The following is a 19,138-nucleotide window of genomic DNA, read 5'->3' on the forward strand; positions in this document are numbered from 1 at the left end:
CACATTTAAGTTAGGAATTGATAATATGTAATTAGCGATGGCTAATTACTGAGAAATAAATCTAGCTGGAAAATAAAGCAGAAAACAGAGATAAGGAAAAAGTCTTCATTTTTTGTTGTGCTCACTTAGCTTACGCTTTGCGCTCATTTTAGTTCATGCGTCTGCTGCAAAGGTGAATTTTAAGAAAATAGAACCACAGATAAACACCGATAAAGTATGTATGTTTATTTGGCGTTTAAAATAAAAAATTAGATGTTCGCAAGCTGTCTCATCATTACTGGCAACTAATTATTGTTCATTTCCAAAGGAGTTTATCTGATGGCTCAATTATTGCCAATTATTCAATTAGGTAATCCCATACTGCGCCAACAAGCTACCTTGATTGATAATATTCAAGACCAGGGTATCCAAAACCTGATTGACGATTTATTGGCAACTGTTGCTCAAGCTAATGGGGTGGGTATTGCTGCACCACAAATCGCAGAATCCTATCGTTTATTTATTGTGGCATCTCGTCCTAATCCTAGGTATCCCAACGCGCCAGAAATGGCGCCTACAGCCATGATTAATCCCAAAATTATTGCCCATTCCACTGAAGTAGTTAAAGGTTGGGAAGGTTGTTTGAGCGTTCCCGGTATTAGGGGATTCGTTCCCAGGTATCAAGCAATTGAAGTTGAATATACTGATCGCAATGGTAAATTACAACAACAAGAATTAACTGATTTTGTCGCGCGGATTTTTCAACACGAATATGACCACCTCGATGGCATCGTGTTTGTAGATCGCTTGGAGAGCACCCACGACATGATTACAGAGCAGGAATACCAAGAGCGTATAGTTAACAATACTTAACCGAAAATAGTTCTCAAGAATGAAGCTGTAAGCCAAAGCTTCAGGTTATATTTAACCTATTGTTAACCTTTGGCTTAGTTCAGCTATCGGGTAAATGACCAATACTATTAGTAGTCGCGACAGGTTAAGTCCGCAGCCGCAAGAAAGTTTTGGCTTAATCTCTGCTCAGAGTGAGAGCGATGAAGGAAAACTGAATACTGACAGTAGTGTAACAGAGGCACAGTCAAAAGGGAGAGTTTCTCTGGGCGGATGGCGAATTGTTCATGCTAGCAATGGGCGTGTGCGCATCCGCGCTCAAGAGAGTTGCTTAGAATCTCGACTAGAGGCTATATCCCAATACCTAGAGCAACAGAATGGAGTCAAGGAAGCCATCGTCAATCAGCAGACAGGTAGTTTGGCAATTGTGTTTGATCCCAATCAGTTGCCGTTACCGCAGATATTGGAGAAATTAGAAGAATTTGGCATTAATCTGATCTCTACTGATGAATCCAACATTAAGGCAGATCTGTTTGCAGAATGGAAATCTGTGGATTTTTGGAAACAGCAAACAATTTCCTTGATTCCCTTGATGACAGGGTTAGCAGTCACAGGCGGACTGGGGATCAGCGGTGTAGCATCAATTCCTGTCTATATGATTGCCGCAAATGCAACTCGTTGGGTAATTGGCTCTATAGAATCTGAAATTTCGGGAGCAGAAACAAGCACCAGCAAATCTACACAAGCCTCATCATTAGAAATAGACAGCAAATCAGCATCCTCTGACAAAATTGCTTATAGTGTCGTCCATACAATTCCCGGACGGATTAGACTTCATCTGCCTCTAATCGCCAAAAATCAAGCTTATGGTAGACGACTAGAAAGGCAGCTGAAAACAGATGCTCAAGTGACCAGCGTGCGCATAAATTATAGTGCGGCATCGGTGGCGATCGCCTATCAGCCGAGTGAGATTAGCCTAGCGCATTGGGTAAAGTTGATGGAATTGGCTTTACAAACGCACCCGCCTAACAATCCCATCAAGACAACAGAACAGCAACCGCTTGCAGAACAAGTGATTCAGCCAACTGAAGTTCCTGAGGACAAAAGTCCAGAGATGTCAATATGGGCAAATATGAAGCCTAACGCCTTGTCTTATTGTTTAGCCTTTATGGCGAACTTTCCTTTAGGGACATTTCCAGAATGAGAAGGGAGGTAACAATGAAGGGTGCAATATCGCAAATGGGAACTTACCCCAGCGAAAAATCTATTGAGAACCACAACCACGCTGCTAGGGAATTTTACAGCATTACTTATGCACTTCCCGGACAAGTAGGATTTTGTGTGCCCAGGATTACTGAAGATTTAAACTATCTCCAACGCCTGTTAGAGATGATAGAAGCAGAACCTTGGGTAATTAGCCAGCAAGTGAATTACACTGCTGGGTCAATTGTCATTACCTACAAACCTGGGGTAATGTCAGATGTGGAAATGCGATCGCATTTGGCCGATCTGCTACAATCTGCAACAGATGCAGAAGTCGTAACAAAGCAAAAAACCAATTACCACCACCAGCCTCAGCCTGATAGTGAGACTCACTCAACTGAGCAATATCCCAAAGTAGCCTATACCATTGCCCATGCAATTCCCGGACGGGTGCGGTTTCATGTACCGCGAATTGCCTCAGATCCCCAATATGCTCAATCTTTAGAAGCTTTACTCAAAGCAGATCCGGCAGTAACCAGTGAGCGAGTGAATCGGAATGCGGCATCAATTGTGATTACCTATAAAACTGTCAAGGATTCTCACAAACGAATGCAAAACATCTGGGAAACAATCGTATCCCATTTAGCGAATCTGATTCAATCTGCTAGCGATCGCGCGATGTTGAACAAACACGCCTCTAGCAGAATTTGACACAGAAAAATAACCATCAGCCAACCAATTTCATCAGATTGGGGGCTATTTTGCTCTTTTAAGTCAGAGTCATCAAGTTTCATCAACTCTATCTGAGAGACAAGGAATGGTAAAACCAAGGGTTCAATTAGCATCACCGCCTACGCCAATAGTGCCTGAGATTGTCGAGAAGCATCACGAGAACGTTGCTTTAGTCAAAGAACAGAATGGAAAAGTTACGTTCACCGACAACAACGGACACAACCGCAGACAGATTACCCAAGTTGCTTACAGCATTGTTCATGTAACACGAGGAAGGATACGGTTTCGCGTGCCTCGGTTACGTCACGATCGAGACTATGCTCAACGTCTCCAAGCATTATTAGAAGCTGATTCCTTAGTTATAAGTGCGCGGATCAAGCCAGCGGCGGCGTCGCTAGTTGTGACTTATCAACCTAGACAAATGTCAGAGTCCAAGATGCGATCGCATTTGATTCATCTAATCTTAACTGCTAGCGATCCGACAATAGTCATTACAGTTGTTAATAAACCAGCGATTACGCAACCACCAACCGATACAGAAAATTCTTGGCCTGGTTTACAACTTTCTGCTGTCGCTACTGGTTTAGCGGTGCTGGGGGGACCGTTAGGATTATCAATTCCACCAATTATGGTAGCGGGGACTATTGCTCTAGCAACCTTACCAGTTTTTCAAAGAGCATTAGTAGGAATTACGACACAGCGCAAACTCACGATCGACTTTTTGGATTTAATGGCGATCGCTATTACTACCGTCCAAGGTCATTTTCTTACGCCATCACTGATGCTGAGTTTAATTGAAATTGGCGAGAACATTCGCGATCGCACTGCTCGTTCTTCCAAACTCCAAACTTTGGATTTACTCAATTCTCTAGGGCAGTTTGTTTGGGTAGAACGTAATGGCGAGAAACAACAAATCCCTATCCAAGATGTACTGCGAGGCGATACAGTTATTGTCTATCCTGGCGAGCAAGTCCCAGTAGATGGTACTATCCTGCGGGGTAAGGCTCTGCTGGATGAGCAAAAACTCACCGGTGAATCCATGCCAGTCTTGAAAAAGAAGGGACAAGCGGTTTTTGCTTCTACCTTAGTACGCGAGGGACGAATTTATATTCAAGCTGAATGGGTAGGCAATGATACTCGTGCTGGACAGAGTATTAAATTAATCCAAGAAGCACCTGTCCATGATACGCGCATGGAAAACTATGCGACAAAAATAGCTGAAAGAGCAGTGGTGCCAACTTTGCTACTAGGAGCAGCAGTATTTGCCGCAACTCGTAACCCAATACGGGCAGCTAGTGTACTGACTCTAGACTTTGCTACAGGTATTCGAGTATCTGTACCAACTACAGTTTTAGCAGCACTTACCTATGCAGCCAAGCACGGTATTCTCATCCGTAGCGGACGGGCATTAGAACAGCTAGCCGCAGTTGACACGATTGTGTTTGATAAAACAGGCACCCTAACTAAAGGAGAAGTGACTGTTATTGGTGTGGAAAGTCTCAATCCAGCAACATCAACTACGCGGGTACTGGAATTAGCAGCAGCAGCAGAACAACGACTGACGCACCCAGTAGCCGAAGCCATCATTCGCTATGCCGAAGCTAAGAAAGTGATAATTCCCAACCGCCAGAAATGGAACTATCAACTCGGTTTGGGAGTGCAAGCAGAAATTGACGGCGAGACGGTTTACGTAGGTAGCGATCGCTTTTTACGCCAGCAAGGCATTGAAATGGCACAGCAAAATGGCCATTCCAAGCGCTCAGCTTCAATGATTTATGTAGCTAGCAACGGTCAACTTCAAGGTAAAATCAAATATAGTGACATTCTACGTAAAGAAAGTCGGCAAGTAATTAGCCAGTTATTGACAGTCGAAGGTGTAGAAGTTCATATGCTCACCGGAGACAATAGGCAAACAGCCAATACAGTGGCAGCAGAACTAGGGATACCACCGACAAATACTCATGCCGAAGCTTTTCCCGAACAGAAAGCCGCAGTTGTGCGTGCACTACACGAACAAGGTAAGACAGTGGCATTTGTGGGGGATGGGATTAATGATTCGCCAGCTTTAGCCTACGCTGATGTTTCCGTATCCTTTGCCAATGGTTCGGAAATTGCCCGCGAAACCGCAGACGTGGTGCTGATGGAGAATAATTTGCATGGTTTATTAGAAGCGATCGCGATCGCGCGTCAAGCCAAGCAATTAATTAACCAAAATACAGGTATTGTCGCTGTTCCTAACTTAGGAGCATTGTTCATAGCCGTTATTTTTGGTTTAAATCCCCTAGCTGCAACCGTAGTCAACAACGGTTCAACCGTAGTCGCAGGCATCAACGGTTTGCGCCCAATTTTAAAACATTCACCAAAGAAAGCTCTACCATCGGCAAGATGAAGTGAATATGCCGATTAATTTAGGCTAGAACGCTTTCCTACAAGTTTCCACTTTACCAGAGGTATATTTAACTATGGCACCTAAAATCACTGACTTTGTTGAAGACGCTGGCGCTCCCGGAATTATAGCCGGTATTGGAGCAGTATTGCTGGCACCCGTCCTCCTTCCTGTAGTAGCAGGAATTGGTAAACCATTAGCCAAATCATTAATTAAAGGCGGAATTCTTGCTTATGAAAAGAGCAAAGGAGCCTTTGCTGAACTTGGTGAAACCTGGGAAGATATGGTAGCTGAAGCACGAGCAGAAATTGCTGAAGATAGAGAAACACCAGCATTTGAAGCTGCTAGCACTCCGGGCGATCGCACTTTGGATAATGGTGGCTAAATCTGTAAGTAGAGGCGCGGCGATCGCGCCTTTTATGAAAATTAAACCATAGATGAACACAGATAAACACCGATTAGTTATCTGTGTGCATCTGTGTTTATCTGTGGTTCCCAATAATAACTATAGGTAAATTCGTAGGAGGGTAGTTTGTGAGTACAAATAATTATGGATATCTCACCCAAATGCCGCAAGTAATAGAGCAAACAGCTATAAATACTCAATCTAAACTTATACCTACAAAAATAATTAGTGATACTCCAGGGCGATTGAGGCTGAGAATTGCACCAGGCGATCGCCAAGCTGGGAAAATGCAAAAAATTGCCAATTTACTAGAAGCACAACCTAACGTTAGTCAAGTAAGAACCAATATTGATCGCGGTAGTATTCTCATCAATCATGATCGCGGTGATGACAGTTTAGAAAACGTCCTAAGTACACTCAAGGATATAGGAATTATTTTTGGCGATATTAGTGAGGGTAGTACTGAAGCATCCGCAGGTGTCTCAAATGCAGTAGTTGATTTAAATAAACGAGTACAACAAGCAACAAACGGTGCTATGGATCTGCGCTTTTTGTTTCCCTTAGGGCTGAGTATCTTGTCTGTGAGGCAATTGCTCATTAAAGGTCTGCAATTTGAAACTATTCCTTGGTACGTTTTGGCCTGGTATGCCTTCGATAGTTTTATCAAATTGAATACTAACAGACAACCACAAACCAACAGCGAGTATGGGAAATCTTAACCAGCCTATGCAGATATTTAAAGAATAAATACTTCCAAGCCTCAAGGAATAAACAACCGACCAACTCCCATGTAGTTGTCAATATCTAGGATAATCTCGATCAAGCGCTCAACACATAGCTCTCGATATTCAAACTCATCCAAGCGTTTAAGATCCCCGATTGTAACTACAGGAAACGAATCTGTTGTATTCTCCTCCCGCATTACTTGTTCTAAGGATTCCTCACCTTTCATGTTCCGATTTGCGGTAAGGATCATCATTTGGTTGGCTTGAGCATAATGCCAGACAATGCTATCGCTACTATCCATTGATAAACCAGCATCTCGAAAGGTAACGAAACGGACATTTATCAAATCAAGCCAACCCGCCTTTGCCAAAATTCCCAGGAAAATAAGCGCATATCCGTCAAGATTGTAATCAACTAAGAAGGTCATGGCTTGTCCGAAGCATGTTTGGCTTTTTGCTCCTCAAGCTTTGCCCACAGAGTTTCTTGTCCAGGTTTGCGTGGCATTGTTGCGATGCAAGCAAAATGTTCGCGGTTACGCTCTTCCCAATACTGACGAATTTCTTCTCTAGTTTGCAACACTTCTTGATATTCAGCTTCTACCTGAGTAGAATTTGCTTTGATATAAGACAGAGCAGCGTTAATTTGTTCATCTGTAAGATTAAATTTGTCACGAATTAATTTAGGTGGATACTGAGCTTTCAGAAAATCCATCACATCATAAATAGTGATGCGTGTACCTGCGATCGTCAGTCCACGTTCTGTACGAATGATGCCTGTTTGTGCATTCGATGCCAGAGTCATACCTTTACCTCCTGGAACATTGACTCTATATTACCCTGCACAAAAAGCATGATGAGCAACTGCTTACTCTAACTGCTACCTACTATTTCTTGGCAATCTCAATTGTTCTAGGTAACTGGTTGTCTATGCCATATGATGAAACTTCCAAAACGTCTTTAGGAAACAAAGTAAAGCTGTAGATATAATTGATGACATCTGGCATTAGGCTTGGTTCAACCACATCTTGAATCTCCAATTTTTGCTCAAAGAGTTTAACTGCTTGTTTCTTCCCACCAAGGTATGCATATGCAGTAATGCAATGTTATTACTTATTTAATGCCGATAGTTCAACATCATAGCTATGATCGCCTCTAGTGGTCTGTAGCTCATCACTATAATATTTAAATTTGTTGAAGCGTTGCTTATCAATACATAAGCTGTCTTTACCAATATTGAAGTTTAAGTTTTGAGCAAAAGTAATTTGCGGCTTCTCGTGCTTGCCGCAACAAATAATTTTCTTAAACTGAACTTTATCAGCACATATCTATCTGAGTACCATAGTTTTTGATGCTGGGTTATTGCATCTTCTTCAGCAGTAAGGAACTATGAAAAAACTGATTAACAAGCCAGAAGACTTTGTGCGGGAAAGTTTAGAAGGTATGGTGGCGGCTCATGCCGATTTAATTCAGGTGAGTTACAATCCCACCTTTGTTTATCGAGCTGATGCACCTATACAGGGGAAAGTTGCAATTATTTCTGGTGGTGGTAGTGGACATGAGCCGATGCACGCTGGTTTTGTTGGCAGAGGAATGCTGGATGCCGCTTGTCCGGGGGAGGTTTTCACCTCACCTACCCCTGACCAAATGCTAGCAGCAGCCAAGCAAGTCAATGGTGGGGCTGGTATCCTTTATATTGTCAAAAACTACAGTGGCGATGTCATGAACTTTGAGATGGCAACAGAATTGGCTCAAAGTGAAGGTATCCGCGTGCTGAATATCTTGATTGATGATGATGTGGCAGTCAAAGATAGCCTTTATACTCAGGGACGAAGAGGTGTAGGCACAACGGTACTAGCAGAAAAAATTTGTGGCGCAGCAGCTGAGGCGGGGTATGATTTGCCACAAATAGCAGATTTGTGCCGCCGCGTAAATTTGCATGGGCGGAGTATGGGAATTGCTCTAAGTTCTTGCACAGTACCAGCTAAAGGTTCACCCACATTTGCATTAGGCGATCGCGAATTAGAAATTGGTATTGGGATTCATGGTGAACCTGGTAGGGAACGCATTGCTTTACAAACAGTAGATGAGATTACCGAGAGTTTGGCGCGAGCAATTATTGAGGATATAGGCTATAGCCGCACAGTGCGGGAGTGGGATGAAAATCAAGGGGAATGGGTAGATATAGAACTGATAGATCCACCATTAAAAAGAGGCGATCGCTTACTAGCTTTTGTTAACAGTATGGGTGGGACTCCTATTTCGGAACTGTATCTTGTCTATCGCAAACTGTCCCAAATCTGCGAACAACAGGGATTGCAAATTGTTCGCAATCTCATTGGTCCTTACATCACATCTTTGGAAATGCAAGGATGTTCAATTACCCTGTTGAAGCTAGATGATGAAATGCTCCGGCTCTGGGATGCTCCAGTCAAAACGCCAAGTTTGCGTTGGGGAATTTAGTAGTTGTTATTAGTCATTTGTCATTGGTCAAGAGTCAAGCATTTCCCTTCCTTTATCTCCCTTTAAAGCCTGTGTATAATACCATAACGCATCCGTTTCCAGTCGATCTGCCAGGAATCTGGTCTCGTGTCAACCTTTTGGTAGTATTACCACGTATTTCCTCAACCCAGATTTGATAGGTATCTCTATCAAAAAATGTATCAGCCACCCCGGCGAAGGCAGCACCAGCATTGACGATGCGAAAAAGTGGTTCATTTGGGTCTTGTTTAGTAGTGGCATAAATTAACGCACCTAAAAGTTCAGTAAAGCCACCATTGGTAGTTTCGATTTTTGTTTTAGCCCTTTCTGTCTTCATACCCAAAATCCAAAGCTTGGCACCACTATTCACCACATTAGTTTCTGAACTTCCTTCAGGATTTAGTTGGCGTCCCCAAATATGTTGATTGGGGTTCAGGAATTTCAGCGTACTCATAACAGCATCATCAATAAAAAGATCCCCAGTACCTTTGCTTTCCAGGTCAAGCCCCATGATGCTACGGTAAACAACGGTGCGATTAGCAACATTTCTCCATTTCAGCTTTGAGCCATATCCAACAAAGAAGTTCTCAACAATTAAGGTTGGAGCTTTGCCCTTATCAGCAACAATTTCTCCATTACCTTCAATTGAGCCACTAGTTCCTAGGAATCTTTGTACCTTGCCTCTAAGTCTGAGAGAACCGTTAATAGTAAAGATTCCAGTATTTGGCACTAAGACTGTGCTTGCACCAGAATCGATTGCCGCTTGAAAAGCAGCTGTATCATCCTTTTTATCATTAGGGATTGCGCCAAACTTCTCAACGCTGGCCCAAGTTTTCGGGTTATCCCACCCTAGCTTAGGAAATTGCTTAATTGGCTGTAGCGATGCCTTTGATGTACGCTTTGGCAAAGGAAACTCGGAAAGAATCGGATGAGAAGTAAATTCACCCATTGCAGCCTTTTGAATTGTCTTGGCTGCCTTGCGCGCATTACTTGCGAACAGGTTTTTGTAACCAGAAGATACCACGTTTCTGCCGTAGATAAATCCAGCAGAAGAAATTGCTGGAACAGATTTTGCTTGACCACGACCGATAAGTTTGGCATTCACCAGCGTTAAGGTACTTCCCGGATCGACGCCTCGATTAGGATTTTTGCCATTGATAATTGCTGGCACAGAATTAAAACTACTGAAACCTTCAAGACTCATTACTTGGCCGCCATTGTAGATACCTGCTTGTTTTTGATCGCGGACTGTAATGTTCTGCAACGTCACGCTGTTAATACCATTGTTTGTCAGTATCCCGTTATCGAATCCGACAATCTCAACATCTTCCACTAGCAATGGGCCGACTTCTCCATGAGTGAGCGCTAAACCAGTTGTTCCTTTTCTGTCAGCAGAGATGATTTTAACGCTGCGTACTGCTCCTTGATTATGGGCAACAAAATTGAGTCCTTCTGCACCCGGATTATTCTTCCCTGTATTGATAGTCAGGTTCCTCACCGAATTACCAAAGCGTTGAGCCGCACGGCTTACTTTAAAATCTTCAGACTGAGGATTTAAGTCAGGGTCAAAACCCGTAGAGATTACTGGTCGAGGCTGGTTAGAGTTTTGAAAATTGGGAGAATTATCCTGGAGTTGGATAATGACCCCTTCTTGACTTTGCCCTTGTAATATAGTTCGCTTGTAATCGGAGCGAGAACGCACGCCTGCTGGCCAATGGAGGGAATTAGATATGTTATACACACCATTGGGCAAGTAGATAACTCGTCCTTGATTGGGAAACTGACTGAGTGCTTTTTGGATAGCCTCAGTATCATCCTGACTATCGTTAGGTATAGCCCCATATTCTGGTGAAGTTACATTGACAACACCTGCATTTGGCGGATAAATAATATTCTCTTTTGGTTTAGCGATCGCCGCACCAAGAGCGATAATCTGATTTTCACTGTTTTTGCTAGGGTCAACGCAAGTAGTAGTTAGGAAAGCTATTAAGAATAATAAAGGGAGTAGTTTTAAGATTAATGCCCGAGGAAGAATCATAAACGCATATTCTCTTGGCTAATTTCTACTTCCTACTCTTACACGAGCTAAACAAACGTAGCCGTAAAAATTCGGATATATTGCTACGATACCTTGGTTAATATTAGCAAACTTAGGGATAAGAGGTTACATATGGTGAGTAAAGAGCAGATTTTGCAATGGTTGCAAGCATTTGCCACCGAAATAGCCCAGAATAAAGAATATTTGACTGAATTAGATGCAGCGATCGGTGATGCTGACCACGGTATTAATATGGATCGCGGTTTCAAAAAGGTGATTAGTCAGTTACCAACTTTCGCAGACCAGGATATCGGCAGTATTTTAAAAGCAGTCAGTATGACCTTGATTTCTAGTATTGGGGGTGCGAGTGGTCCTCTTTATGGCACATGGTTTTTGCGAGCTAGTGCAGATGTAACTGGCAAACAAGAACTGACTGAGCAGGATTTGCAGAGATTACTTCAGTTTGGTTTAAACGGTGTGCTTCAACGTGGTAAGGCGCAGCTGGGAGATAAGACAATGGTGGATGTTTTATCTCCATCTGTACTGGCGTTTGAACAAGCTGTAGGTGAGGGAAGAGACATAGTAGCAGCTTTGCAGCAAGCAGTAATAGCCGCCGAACAAGGGATGAAAGATACAACGCCAATGTTAGCAAAGAAGGGAAGAGCCAGCTATTTGGGAGAGAGGAGTATCGGACATCAAGATCCAGGAGCTACTTCTGCTTATTTGATGTTGAAGTGTTTATTGACAGTAGTGCAAGCTTAAAGAGTCATTTGTCCTTTGTCAGTTGCCATTCTCTGAGCCTTTGCGTCCCCCTTCGGGTTCAACAGTCGCCTACGGAGGGAAACCCTCCCGCAGCGCTGATTCACCGCGTCCCCTTGTCCTCCTTCCCTTTGCTTGTCTGAACAATTCAAATTTTGCGGAGACGTTAGATATAACGTCTCTTGTTGATTAATTGAATATCCGGTGTTGCAAAGAAGGCATTTGACGGCGGACTTGTTCTAGGCGAGTGGGTTTGATTTCCGCGATCGCAATTCCTGGTTGCTCGCCAGCATCGGCTAAGATCATACCCCAAGGGTCGATAATCATGGCGTGTCCGTGGGTTTGGCGTCTGGCGTAATGAGTGCCGGTTTGAGCAGGAGCAATCACGTAACAGGTGTTTTCAATAGCTCTGGCTTGTAGTAATGTTTGCCAATGGTCTTTGCCAGTGAAGGCAGTAAAGGCAGCTGGAACAAAGATCACATCGGCTCCTTTGTCTGCTAGATGTCGGTACAATTCCGGAAAGCGGACATCATAGCAAATAGACAGACCTAAATTACCCAGTTTTTCTGAGAAATGCACAGGAGGAAGTTGGGTACCAGCCATGACTGTGCTGGATTCTTGATAGGTGTTCCCGTCAGGGACATTAACATCAAATAGATGTACTTTGTAATAACGAGAAACCTCTTGACCGTTAGGGTCAATAAGTACAGTTGTGTTATAAAATTTGCCTGTGTTTTCTACAAGCACTGGAAAACTACCGCCGAGGATGGTAACTTGAAAGCGCTGGGCCATTTTTTTAAGAAATATTTCGCTTTCACGGGCGATCGCCTCTGCTTGGGCGAGTTTGTCTTTTTCTTCTCCCATAAAAGAAAAGTTTTCTGGCAAACCCACTAATTCAGCACCTCGACCCACGGCAAGTTCAATTAATTCTTCTGCCTGTGCCAAGTTTTTGTATAAATCGGGCACACTAGTTAATTGGATAGCGGCTGCTAAATAAGGCTTCATAGATTCGACAACAAACAATGAATTGTGTGAGGTAGATTCTCAAATATATCGTTACTTAAAGATCTGTGGAACTCAGTTAGACAAACGTTAGTCTTGCTTTTGTTTAAAAAGCTCGTAATCCTTATCGTCTAAGCTTAATCTTCCTATAGGTGATAGGAAAATGGGCACCTTTCAAGGTAGGTTGTTATCAAATGTTGATAAATGCTATCTGCTGTGGATACCTCTGCTCTCGTTCAAACGTTCATTGCTGTATTTGTCCTAGCGGATGCTATAGGTAATATACCGATAGTGCTGATTTTAACCAAAGGCATGACACCAGAAGACAGAAACAAAGTTATAGATAAAGCTATTATTGTTGCGATCGCAGTTCTGTTGCTTTTTGCCTTTACGGGACAATTAATTTTGACCTATTTGGAAATCAGCATGGCATCTTTGCGAGTAGCTGGAGGACTGCTGTTGCTTTTAATTTCTTTGCAAATGTTACGAGGAGAACTAAATACACCAATTACAGAAGAAGGACGCGATATCGCAATTACACCTTTGGCTTTGCCATTGTTAGCAGGGCCAGGTACTTTGACAACAGTGATGTTATTAACCTCAAGATCTCCCAGCCCACATATAGGTGTAGTGTTGGGTATTGTGGCGGCAATGTTCATTAGCTGGTTGATTTTGCGTCTGGGAACTTACATCGACAAATGGATTGGTGCGGAAGGCGGGGTAATTGTAACTCAGCTTTTCGGTTTTCTATTGGCGGCGCTGGCGGTGGAAGTGGGTAGTGCAGGAATTCGGGAGTTGTTCTTCTAGTAGAAAAATTTCTTGTTAGCGTCTATTGCAGCACAAGAGGGGGAAGCATCCCACTTTTTTAATTACCGTCATTGCAAGCGAAACGAAGTAAAGCGAAGCAATCGCAGAATCACTAACTCAGAACGCGTCTATGCGATTGCTACCCTACCCTTCGGGAACGACTTCGTCGAACGGGAAGGCTCCGCCTACGTCGTTCCTCGTCTCTACGAGACGCTACGCGCTAAGCGAAGCTATGCCGTAGGCTTTACGCAATGACAGGTAATTTTTCCTGGCTGCGAAATAAAAGCTGGGATGCACCCAGAAGAGGGTGAGCGCAGGGTAGGGACAGGGGTACGGAATTGTTTCCAAAATCAAATTGGATTCTTATATTTTTAACTTTGGATAAAAAGTGTCAATTCTTATTTTTTATACCCTGCTATCTAAATGTGTAATATCATGTCAATATAATTGCCATCACAAAGATTATCCACATCTTTGCATCACTGTATCAAATTTAATAGTAAGTATTTCAGCAGGCTCAACAAAATAGTTATTCTACTCTAAGAATCTGACTATAATTTAACTTGTAAGTTCTTAATTATTCATATATCCAAAAAATGTTAAAAATCCTTGATTTTTCGTTTTAATCTCCGAATTTTGCCAGGTTTATCATCGCTAATGTGATAAAACTCTAATTTAATATTTTTTTACTCATACTTGTAAGTAATTAAGCCTTAGATAAAGAAAATTGTGATTTTGCTAACAAACTAGTGTGATCCCTATTTCTGTCATTAGATAGAAGGTTAAGGTGGGATTAAACTTTAACGTAATCGTTATGTCTCTACTTTCAGTCACTATTTGGATTTCCTAAAAAATTTCTCATTAGTGAGTAATTTAGTGCTAGCAAGCATAGACATTAGCTTAAACAAATTCGTATTGCACCACAGGGCTAGTTTTCTAGGAAACTAGAAAGCATGTAATCATTCTTAAAGTAGATCAATATCTACTTTTCTTGGCAGATATATGTATATGTGAAATCTTAGTATTCATGATTTCACATACTCTGCTGTATATACAATTCCCAGATTTTTCAGTTAAAAAAACTGATAGTAATTATGTCCAGTTATCTCAATGAACTCTACGAGTTTTATAGCTATGAAAAGGTTGAAAGCAAGTTTCTTACACCTTTTCAACGAAAAGTTTTAATCAAGAATCTGCAAGTAGATTTGCAACCAGAATATCGCCGTCGCATTGAAATTATGTTACTTGCAGATAGAGGTAAATCTCAAATTCAAATTTGCCATATCTTAGGTTGCTCTCCTCATATGGCAAGGTATTGGATTGGAATGGCTAAATCAGGTTTAGCTCACAATTGGCATGAGCAACCAATAGGCAGACCGCGTAGCGTTAATGAGGAATACTTGGAACGATTGAAGGAATTAGTCAACCATAGCCCACGCGATTACGGTTACCCATTTCATTGCTGGACGGCTCTATGGTTAAGCAAACATTTAGCAAATGAATTTGGAGTTGAAATTAGCGATCGCCATATCAATCGCTTACTCAAACAAATGGGGTTGTCTACGAAACAAAAACATCATATTGCTCAATCAGCAGATAATAAAACCAAGGATTCTGGAATTATCATTGATGACTTGCAATTACCCTGTGAGTCTAGTTTCCAATGGTCACTTAATCTAAGTGGAACAAATAACTAATTCTGTCTTTTAGGTGACGAAACACGGAAACGTCAACCCGGAAGTTGCTACAGGGTACGCGAAACACGGAAACGTCAACCCGGAAGCTGCTACAGGGTACGCGAAACACGGAAACGTCAACCCGGAAGCTGCTACAGCGAATATAGAAACAGTTACAGATTTATTTCAAGTAAATGAGGTATAGGGCATTACAGTCCAGTTAAGATTAAAAGCTGAAGCTTGTAAAAGAGGAAAAAGTTCGTAGTAATACCAATTCCAGGAAAAAATGAGACAGATGCGTAGGTTGGGGAGCCACTCACGTGGGCGGGTTTCCCGACTTGAGTGAAGTGGCGTTTGAACTGAGTGAAACCCAACAATTACAAGACTTTGAAGTGTTGGGTTTCGTTCCTCAACCCAACCTACATCCACATCATATTTTTTGTGAAATGGTATAAGAACTTTAGTCCGCAATTTCAACACTAAAGTGCTGACTACAAACCAGATTCTTTCATCTTATTTTTTAACTGAACCGTATTGATGAGATATAGACTTGTAGGGGCGGGTTCACACATCATTGGTGTAAACTTAAGCTCTATCGTTTATCCCACAAGCATTTTACCCCTCCCTGGATCTCTGTTTGGGTCTTGAAGAGCTTGTATCAATTGGAGTAATTTTATATCCCTCTCAGTCCAGTTGAGTTTAACCTGTATCCCTCCAATTACATTACTCATTTCTCTAGGCGTTAGCTCATCAAGAAAATTTAGCTTTTCCGTAGGATGAATGTCTGGAATGGTTACACTCGCCATTTGCTACAATCCTCCACAATTTATGCAAAATACTACTCTTATGGTTTGCGATCGCACTCATAAATTCAAGTTTTTAATCCAATTTTTATAGACAATACTGGTAAAATTTTGTCCGTGAAACTTATGAGAAACTTACGTTGATCTCAGGATCAACCTATTGAAGAGGCTGGGAATTGTGGCTTAGGGGCTAGGGTTTAGGCTTATCTGACATTTCACAAATACAGCCCTTGCTATGAAAGTGCTATCTATGCGAAAGTCTTAATTTTTAATACGGTATTTTGAGAGATATTGTGTAGCTAAGTAAAAATAAGAGTGCGAACCGAACTAGTTATTTTTGACTGTGATGGAGTTTGTCTGTAGGGTATGAAAGGCAAGCGATCACTTAGCTCAGTTGCAAAGAGAATAGAAGAATTTTGAGGTTTACATAAGGAGTAATCTGATGTCAGACTCACCTACAAAAAGACGAGTTGCAAGCTATACCCGCATGGCAGATGGCACACGAGAAGACTACCTGCTGTTACGGGAGCACTCTCAGCCATTATTGAATCAGGTTGGCGATCGCGCCTTAACACTTTTAGTCGGCTTGCAAGAAAGTTACCCTGGAAATCTCATCGATCGCTATCAACATTCCCTACAAACAGCAACGCGAGCTTTTCGTGATGGAGCAGAAGAAGAGGTTGTCGTAGCAGCGTTACTGCATGATATTGGGGATTTACTAGCACCCGTAAATCATGCCGAATTGGCAGCCGCTATCCTCAAACCTTATGTAAGTCCCAGTACTCATTGGATGATTGAACATCATGGGATTTTCCAAGGATATTACTTTTGGCATCACCTGGGAGGCGATCGCCATGCACGGGAGCAGTTTCGCGGTCATCCTTACTTTGAGCGTACGGCTGAGTTCTGCCACAACTGGGATCAAGAATCCTTCGATCCAGACTATGATACGTTGCCGTTGACTTTCTTTGAGCCGATGGTTCACCGGATCTTTGCTCGTCAACCTTGGGGTGAGCAGACAAAAGAGGAATCTTGACGAACCGCCTTCGCGCAGCGTCTCGCAGAGAAGACGCAGAGGACACATGTGTTGGAAGCCAAGAAGAGAACGAACCCAAACGCACGTTTGATTTGAGGCGGAGGCGTTCTCGAAGTATAGCCATTTGTTCATCAAGGTGACACGGTGATAAAAAGGCACGAAAAAGTTTATTTTTCCTGATCTCCGCGTTTTTCAGTCTCTCCATCTCCGTGTCTATTAGCTCAGTCCTAACTGCTGTTTCAATCCTTCTGGCACATTTACAGCTTTCTCTAATCCTCTAACAGTTTCCCATTGCTGCTTTTCACCCCAAGTCATTTGTTCTAGGTTGGCTTCTGTAACATCGGCATTGCTCAAAATGGCATAGCTGAGGTTGGTGTGGCTGAGATCTGCACCATTGAGCAGCGCACCACTCAGGTTACTACCACTGAGGTTGGCTTTGTTGAGGTTGGCATAGCTGAGGTCGGTGCCAAAAAGCATGGTATCGCTGAGGTCGGCACCGCTGAGGTCAGCTTCACTGAGCATGACTCCACTGAGGTCGGCATCGTTGAGAACCACGCCAGTGAGATCTACACCACTGAGGTCAGCTCCTAAAAACATAGCACCGTTGAGTTTGGCATAGTTGAGCTTGGCACCGTTGAGTTTGGCATAGCTGAGGTCGGCAGCGACAAGAATAGCGTCGCTCAGGTTAGTACTGAAGAGAATTGTGTCGCTAAGGTTGGTGCCGTTAAGAATAGCACGACTCAGATCGGCACCACTGAGGTCAGCACGGCAGAGGTCGGCATGGCTGAGGTTAATACCACTGAGTTTGGCTTCACTGAGGTTGGCACCGAAAACAATAGCATGGCTGAGGTCAGCACCGTTGAGGTTAGCATCTTTGAGATTAGTGTTGCTGAGATCGGCACTGCTGAGATTGGCATTTTTGAGATTGGTGCTGCTGAGGTCGGCACTGCTGAAGTTAGCACGACTGAGATCGGCGCGGTTGAGGTTAGCACCGCAGAGGTTAGCACTGCTGAGGTCGGCGCGGCTGAGGTTGGCATTTTTGAAGTTTGCACCACTGAGGTTGGCATCTCCAAAGTTTGCACCGCTAAGATCCGCATGACTAAAGTTGGCTCCTGTAAGGTTGGCATCTCCTAGGTAAGCACCATTGAGATTGGCTCCGCTAAAGTTTGCACCTGCTAAGTTGGCGTTACCTAAGTAAGCACCTCGAAAGTTGCCACCTTTCAAGAATTCTCCAACGATGCTACTAAAATTACCAATTTCAATGGCATCGCTATAATTCATGATCCGCAGTAGTTGAGATGTGAAAAAACTTTCTGTATCCGGTTGGCTTGATGGATAAAAGGTGATTAACTGTTTAAGTTCAGCTCGCCCTTGAGCGTAGCGGTGTAACTCCAAAAGTAAAATTAGTACATTCAGCCCTGTGTATATATCTACTTGTCTCAGTCCGATGGTTATATTTTGTGCTAACATGCTTAACATTTTTTTCTGAGGCAAGTTCTCACCAGGTGCAGCATCAAGAAATTCACTCTGACACCAGCGGCGATAAAATTCCTCTAGACGTTGGAACAGAAGCAGTGCATGAAATTTTTTCCCAGTAATCAGTGAGTTCATTACTTGTTCAACTATGTCCGGTGTCAAGGCTGCATGACCCAGTACATCGTAAACTTCTTCGTAAAATTGGCGATACTTTGCGGCTGCTTGCGGTTGCGAGTTTAGCATCTGTTCTGTAATATCTGGCAAGCTATTACCTGGTTTTCCCCATTCCTCTAATTTTTTTTGTAGCTGTTGGGGTAATGAAGAGTCTTGTAAATTATCTTGAAAAAATTTAAAGTTTTTATCTAAATCTTGAGTAGTTTTTCCCCTCGAGGAAACAGTTTTGATTTCCAGAGACATTTTCTGTGCATCTGGTAACTTTGTACCCTTTACGTAATTGCTTAAACGTTGCCAAATTTGCGACAAATATGACATTTTGTATCTTGTATTACTATTTAATTACTGATTTATTAGAGATGCTCTGAAGGTTTTTATCGATTCAGATGCTTCTCATCTCAAAGATGTGCCTGTATAATTTAGAACTATTAAAGTCTGAGCATGTCTCAGTGGGAGTTAACTTATAGCAGCCTGACAATTTTTCTCCGTAGAAATCGAAATTGGTAGCTTGAGAAGTTGTGCATTTTCCAGTAATCTCATTGATTTAGCCTAAATTGTTATACTTTCTTCCCAGCAAGTTTACTAGTTTGAGGTAAAAATAATACGTAC

20 protein-coding genes are annotated in these 19,138 nt (G+C 42.5%); 13 read left to right on the forward strand and 7 right to left on the reverse strand.

Annotated elements, in window-relative coordinates:
* The first annotated feature begins 318 nt into the window (after window positions 1–318).
* From def to BV375_RS18700, 6 genes are all read left to right on the forward strand, one after another.
* A complete protein-coding gene (gene def / locus BV375_RS18675) occupies window positions 319–852 on the forward strand; it encodes a peptide deformylase (protein WP_086763037.1) in 534 nt (177 codons plus the stop codon).
* 94 nt (window positions 853–946) lie between these two features.
* The gene (locus BV375_RS18680) at window positions 947–2,032 is read left to right on the forward strand and encodes an HMA2 domain-containing protein (RefSeq protein WP_086763039.1); all 1,086 of its coding nucleotides are present in this window, start codon (window positions 947–949) and stop codon (window positions 2,030–2,032) included.
* Window positions 2,033–2,046: 14 nt separating this feature from the next.
* Entirely contained in the window at window positions 2,047–2,742 is a 696-nt protein-coding gene (locus tag BV375_RS18685; protein ID WP_086763041.1) for an HMA2 domain-containing protein, read from the forward strand.
* Window positions 2,743–2,848: 106 nt separating this feature from the next.
* A complete protein-coding gene (locus tag BV375_RS18690) occupies window positions 2,849–5,152 on the forward strand; it encodes a heavy metal translocating P-type ATPase (RefSeq protein ID WP_086763043.1) in 2,304 nt (767 codons plus the stop codon).
* Between the two features lie 73 nt (window positions 5,153–5,225).
* Window positions 5,226–5,534 carry a DUF5132 domain-containing protein gene (locus BV375_RS18695; RefSeq protein ID WP_086689004.1) on the forward strand — a complete coding sequence of 103 codons (309 nt, stop codon included), beginning with the start codon at window positions 5,226–5,228 and terminating at the stop codon, window positions 5,532–5,534.
* A 149-nt stretch (window positions 5,535–5,683) separates the two neighbouring features.
* Window positions 5,684–6,274 (forward strand): HMA2 domain-containing protein, encoded by a 591-nt coding sequence (locus tag BV375_RS18700; RefSeq protein ID WP_086763045.1) that lies wholly within the window; start codon window positions 5,684–5,686, stop codon window positions 6,272–6,274.
* 41 nt (window positions 6,275–6,315) lie between these two features.
* Here BV375_RS18700 and BV375_RS18705 read toward each other — a convergent pair whose 3' ends face one another.
* The 3 genes from BV375_RS18705 to BV375_RS36965 all read right to left on the reverse strand — a co-directional run bounded on the left by BV375_RS18705 (window position 6,316) and on the right by BV375_RS36965 (window position 7,302).
* Window positions 6,316–6,708, reverse strand: a complete 393-nt coding sequence (locus BV375_RS18705) for a DUF5615 family PIN-like protein (protein WP_086763047.1) — start codon at window positions 6,706–6,708, stop codon at window positions 6,316–6,318.
* A complete protein-coding gene (locus BV375_RS18710; protein ID WP_086763049.1) occupies window positions 6,705–7,082 on the reverse strand; it encodes a DUF433 domain-containing protein in 378 nt (125 codons plus the stop codon). Before BV375_RS18710 ends, BV375_RS18705 begins: the two co-directional genes overlap by 4 nt.
* Window positions 7,083–7,164: 82 nt before the next feature.
* Window positions 7,165–7,302, reverse strand: a complete 138-nt coding sequence (locus BV375_RS36965) for a hypothetical protein (protein WP_166507476.1) — start codon at window positions 7,300–7,302, stop codon at window positions 7,165–7,167.
* 364 nt (window positions 7,303–7,666) lie between these two features.
* Between BV375_RS36965 and dhaK the strand changes: the two genes are divergently transcribed.
* Complete coding sequence (gene dhaK, locus BV375_RS18715; protein WP_086763051.1) at window positions 7,667–8,740, forward strand: dihydroxyacetone kinase subunit DhaK; 1,074 nt, start codon at window positions 7,667–7,669, stop codon at window positions 8,738–8,740.
* Window positions 8,741–8,792: 52 nt separating this feature from the next.
* Here the strand turns inward: dhaK and BV375_RS18720 are convergent, their stop codons facing one another.
* Window positions 8,793–10,796 (reverse strand): glycosyl hydrolase family 28-related protein, encoded by a 2,004-nt coding sequence (locus BV375_RS18720; protein ID WP_086763052.1) that lies wholly within the window; start codon window positions 10,794–10,796, stop codon window positions 8,793–8,795.
* Between the two features lie 132 nt (window positions 10,797–10,928).
* Here BV375_RS18720 and dhaL point away from each other — a divergent pair, with 132 nt between their 5' ends.
* Window positions 10,929–11,558, forward strand: coding sequence for a dihydroxyacetone kinase subunit DhaL (dhaL, locus tag BV375_RS18725; protein WP_086763054.1), 630 nt, complete (start codon window positions 10,929–10,931; stop codon window positions 11,556–11,558).
* A gap of 186 nt (window positions 11,559–11,744) precedes the next feature.
* On the opposite strand, the gene BV375_RS18730 is transcribed toward dhaL, so the two are convergent.
* Window positions 11,745–12,560 (reverse strand): carbon-nitrogen hydrolase family protein, encoded by an 816-nt coding sequence (locus BV375_RS18730; RefSeq protein WP_086763056.1) that lies wholly within the window; start codon window positions 12,558–12,560, stop codon window positions 11,745–11,747.
* A gap of 213 nt (window positions 12,561–12,773) precedes the next feature.
* On the opposite strand from BV375_RS18730, the gene BV375_RS18735 reads away from it, so the two are divergent.
* From BV375_RS18735 to BV375_RS38745, 4 genes are all read left to right on the forward strand, one after another.
* Complete coding sequence (locus BV375_RS18735) at window positions 12,774–13,364, forward strand: MarC family protein (RefSeq protein WP_086763082.1); 591 nt, start codon at window positions 12,774–12,776, stop codon at window positions 13,362–13,364.
* A gap of 1,094 nt (window positions 13,365–14,458) precedes the next feature.
* Window positions 14,459–15,061, forward strand: a complete 603-nt coding sequence (locus BV375_RS18740; RefSeq protein ID WP_086763058.1) for a helix-turn-helix domain-containing protein — start codon at window positions 14,459–14,461, stop codon at window positions 15,059–15,061.
* Window positions 15,062–15,074: 13 nt separating this feature from the next.
* The gene (locus BV375_RS36970; protein WP_166507477.1) at window positions 15,075–15,245 is read left to right on the forward strand and encodes a hypothetical protein; all 171 of its coding nucleotides are present in this window, start codon (window positions 15,075–15,077) and stop codon (window positions 15,243–15,245) included.
* A gap of 115 nt (window positions 15,246–15,360) precedes the next feature.
* Complete coding sequence (locus BV375_RS38745; protein WP_279432936.1) at window positions 15,361–15,495, forward strand: hypothetical protein; 135 nt, start codon at window positions 15,361–15,363, stop codon at window positions 15,493–15,495.
* Window positions 15,496–15,639: 144 nt separating this feature from the next.
* On the opposite strand, the gene BV375_RS36975 is transcribed toward BV375_RS38745, so the two are convergent.
* A complete protein-coding gene (locus BV375_RS36975; protein ID WP_086763060.1) occupies window positions 15,640–15,846 on the reverse strand; it encodes a hypothetical protein in 207 nt (68 codons plus the stop codon).
* Between the two features lie 439 nt (window positions 15,847–16,285).
* Between BV375_RS36975 and BV375_RS18750 the strand changes: the two genes are divergently transcribed.
* Window positions 16,286–16,879 (forward strand): HD domain-containing protein, encoded by a 594-nt coding sequence (locus BV375_RS18750; protein ID WP_086763062.1) that lies wholly within the window; start codon window positions 16,286–16,288, stop codon window positions 16,877–16,879.
* A gap of 216 nt (window positions 16,880–17,095) precedes the next feature.
* Here the strand turns inward: BV375_RS18750 and BV375_RS18755 are convergent, their stop codons facing one another.
* A complete protein-coding gene (locus BV375_RS18755) occupies window positions 17,096–18,847 on the reverse strand; it encodes a pentapeptide repeat-containing protein (RefSeq protein WP_086763064.1) in 1,752 nt (583 codons plus the stop codon).
* Window positions 18,848–19,138 lie beyond the last annotated feature (291 nt).

The organism is Nostoc sp. 106C (genome assembly GCF_002154725.1).
In the GTDB taxonomy this organism is placed as follows: Bacteria; Cyanobacteriota; Cyanobacteriia; order Cyanobacteriales; family Nostocaceae; genus Aulosira.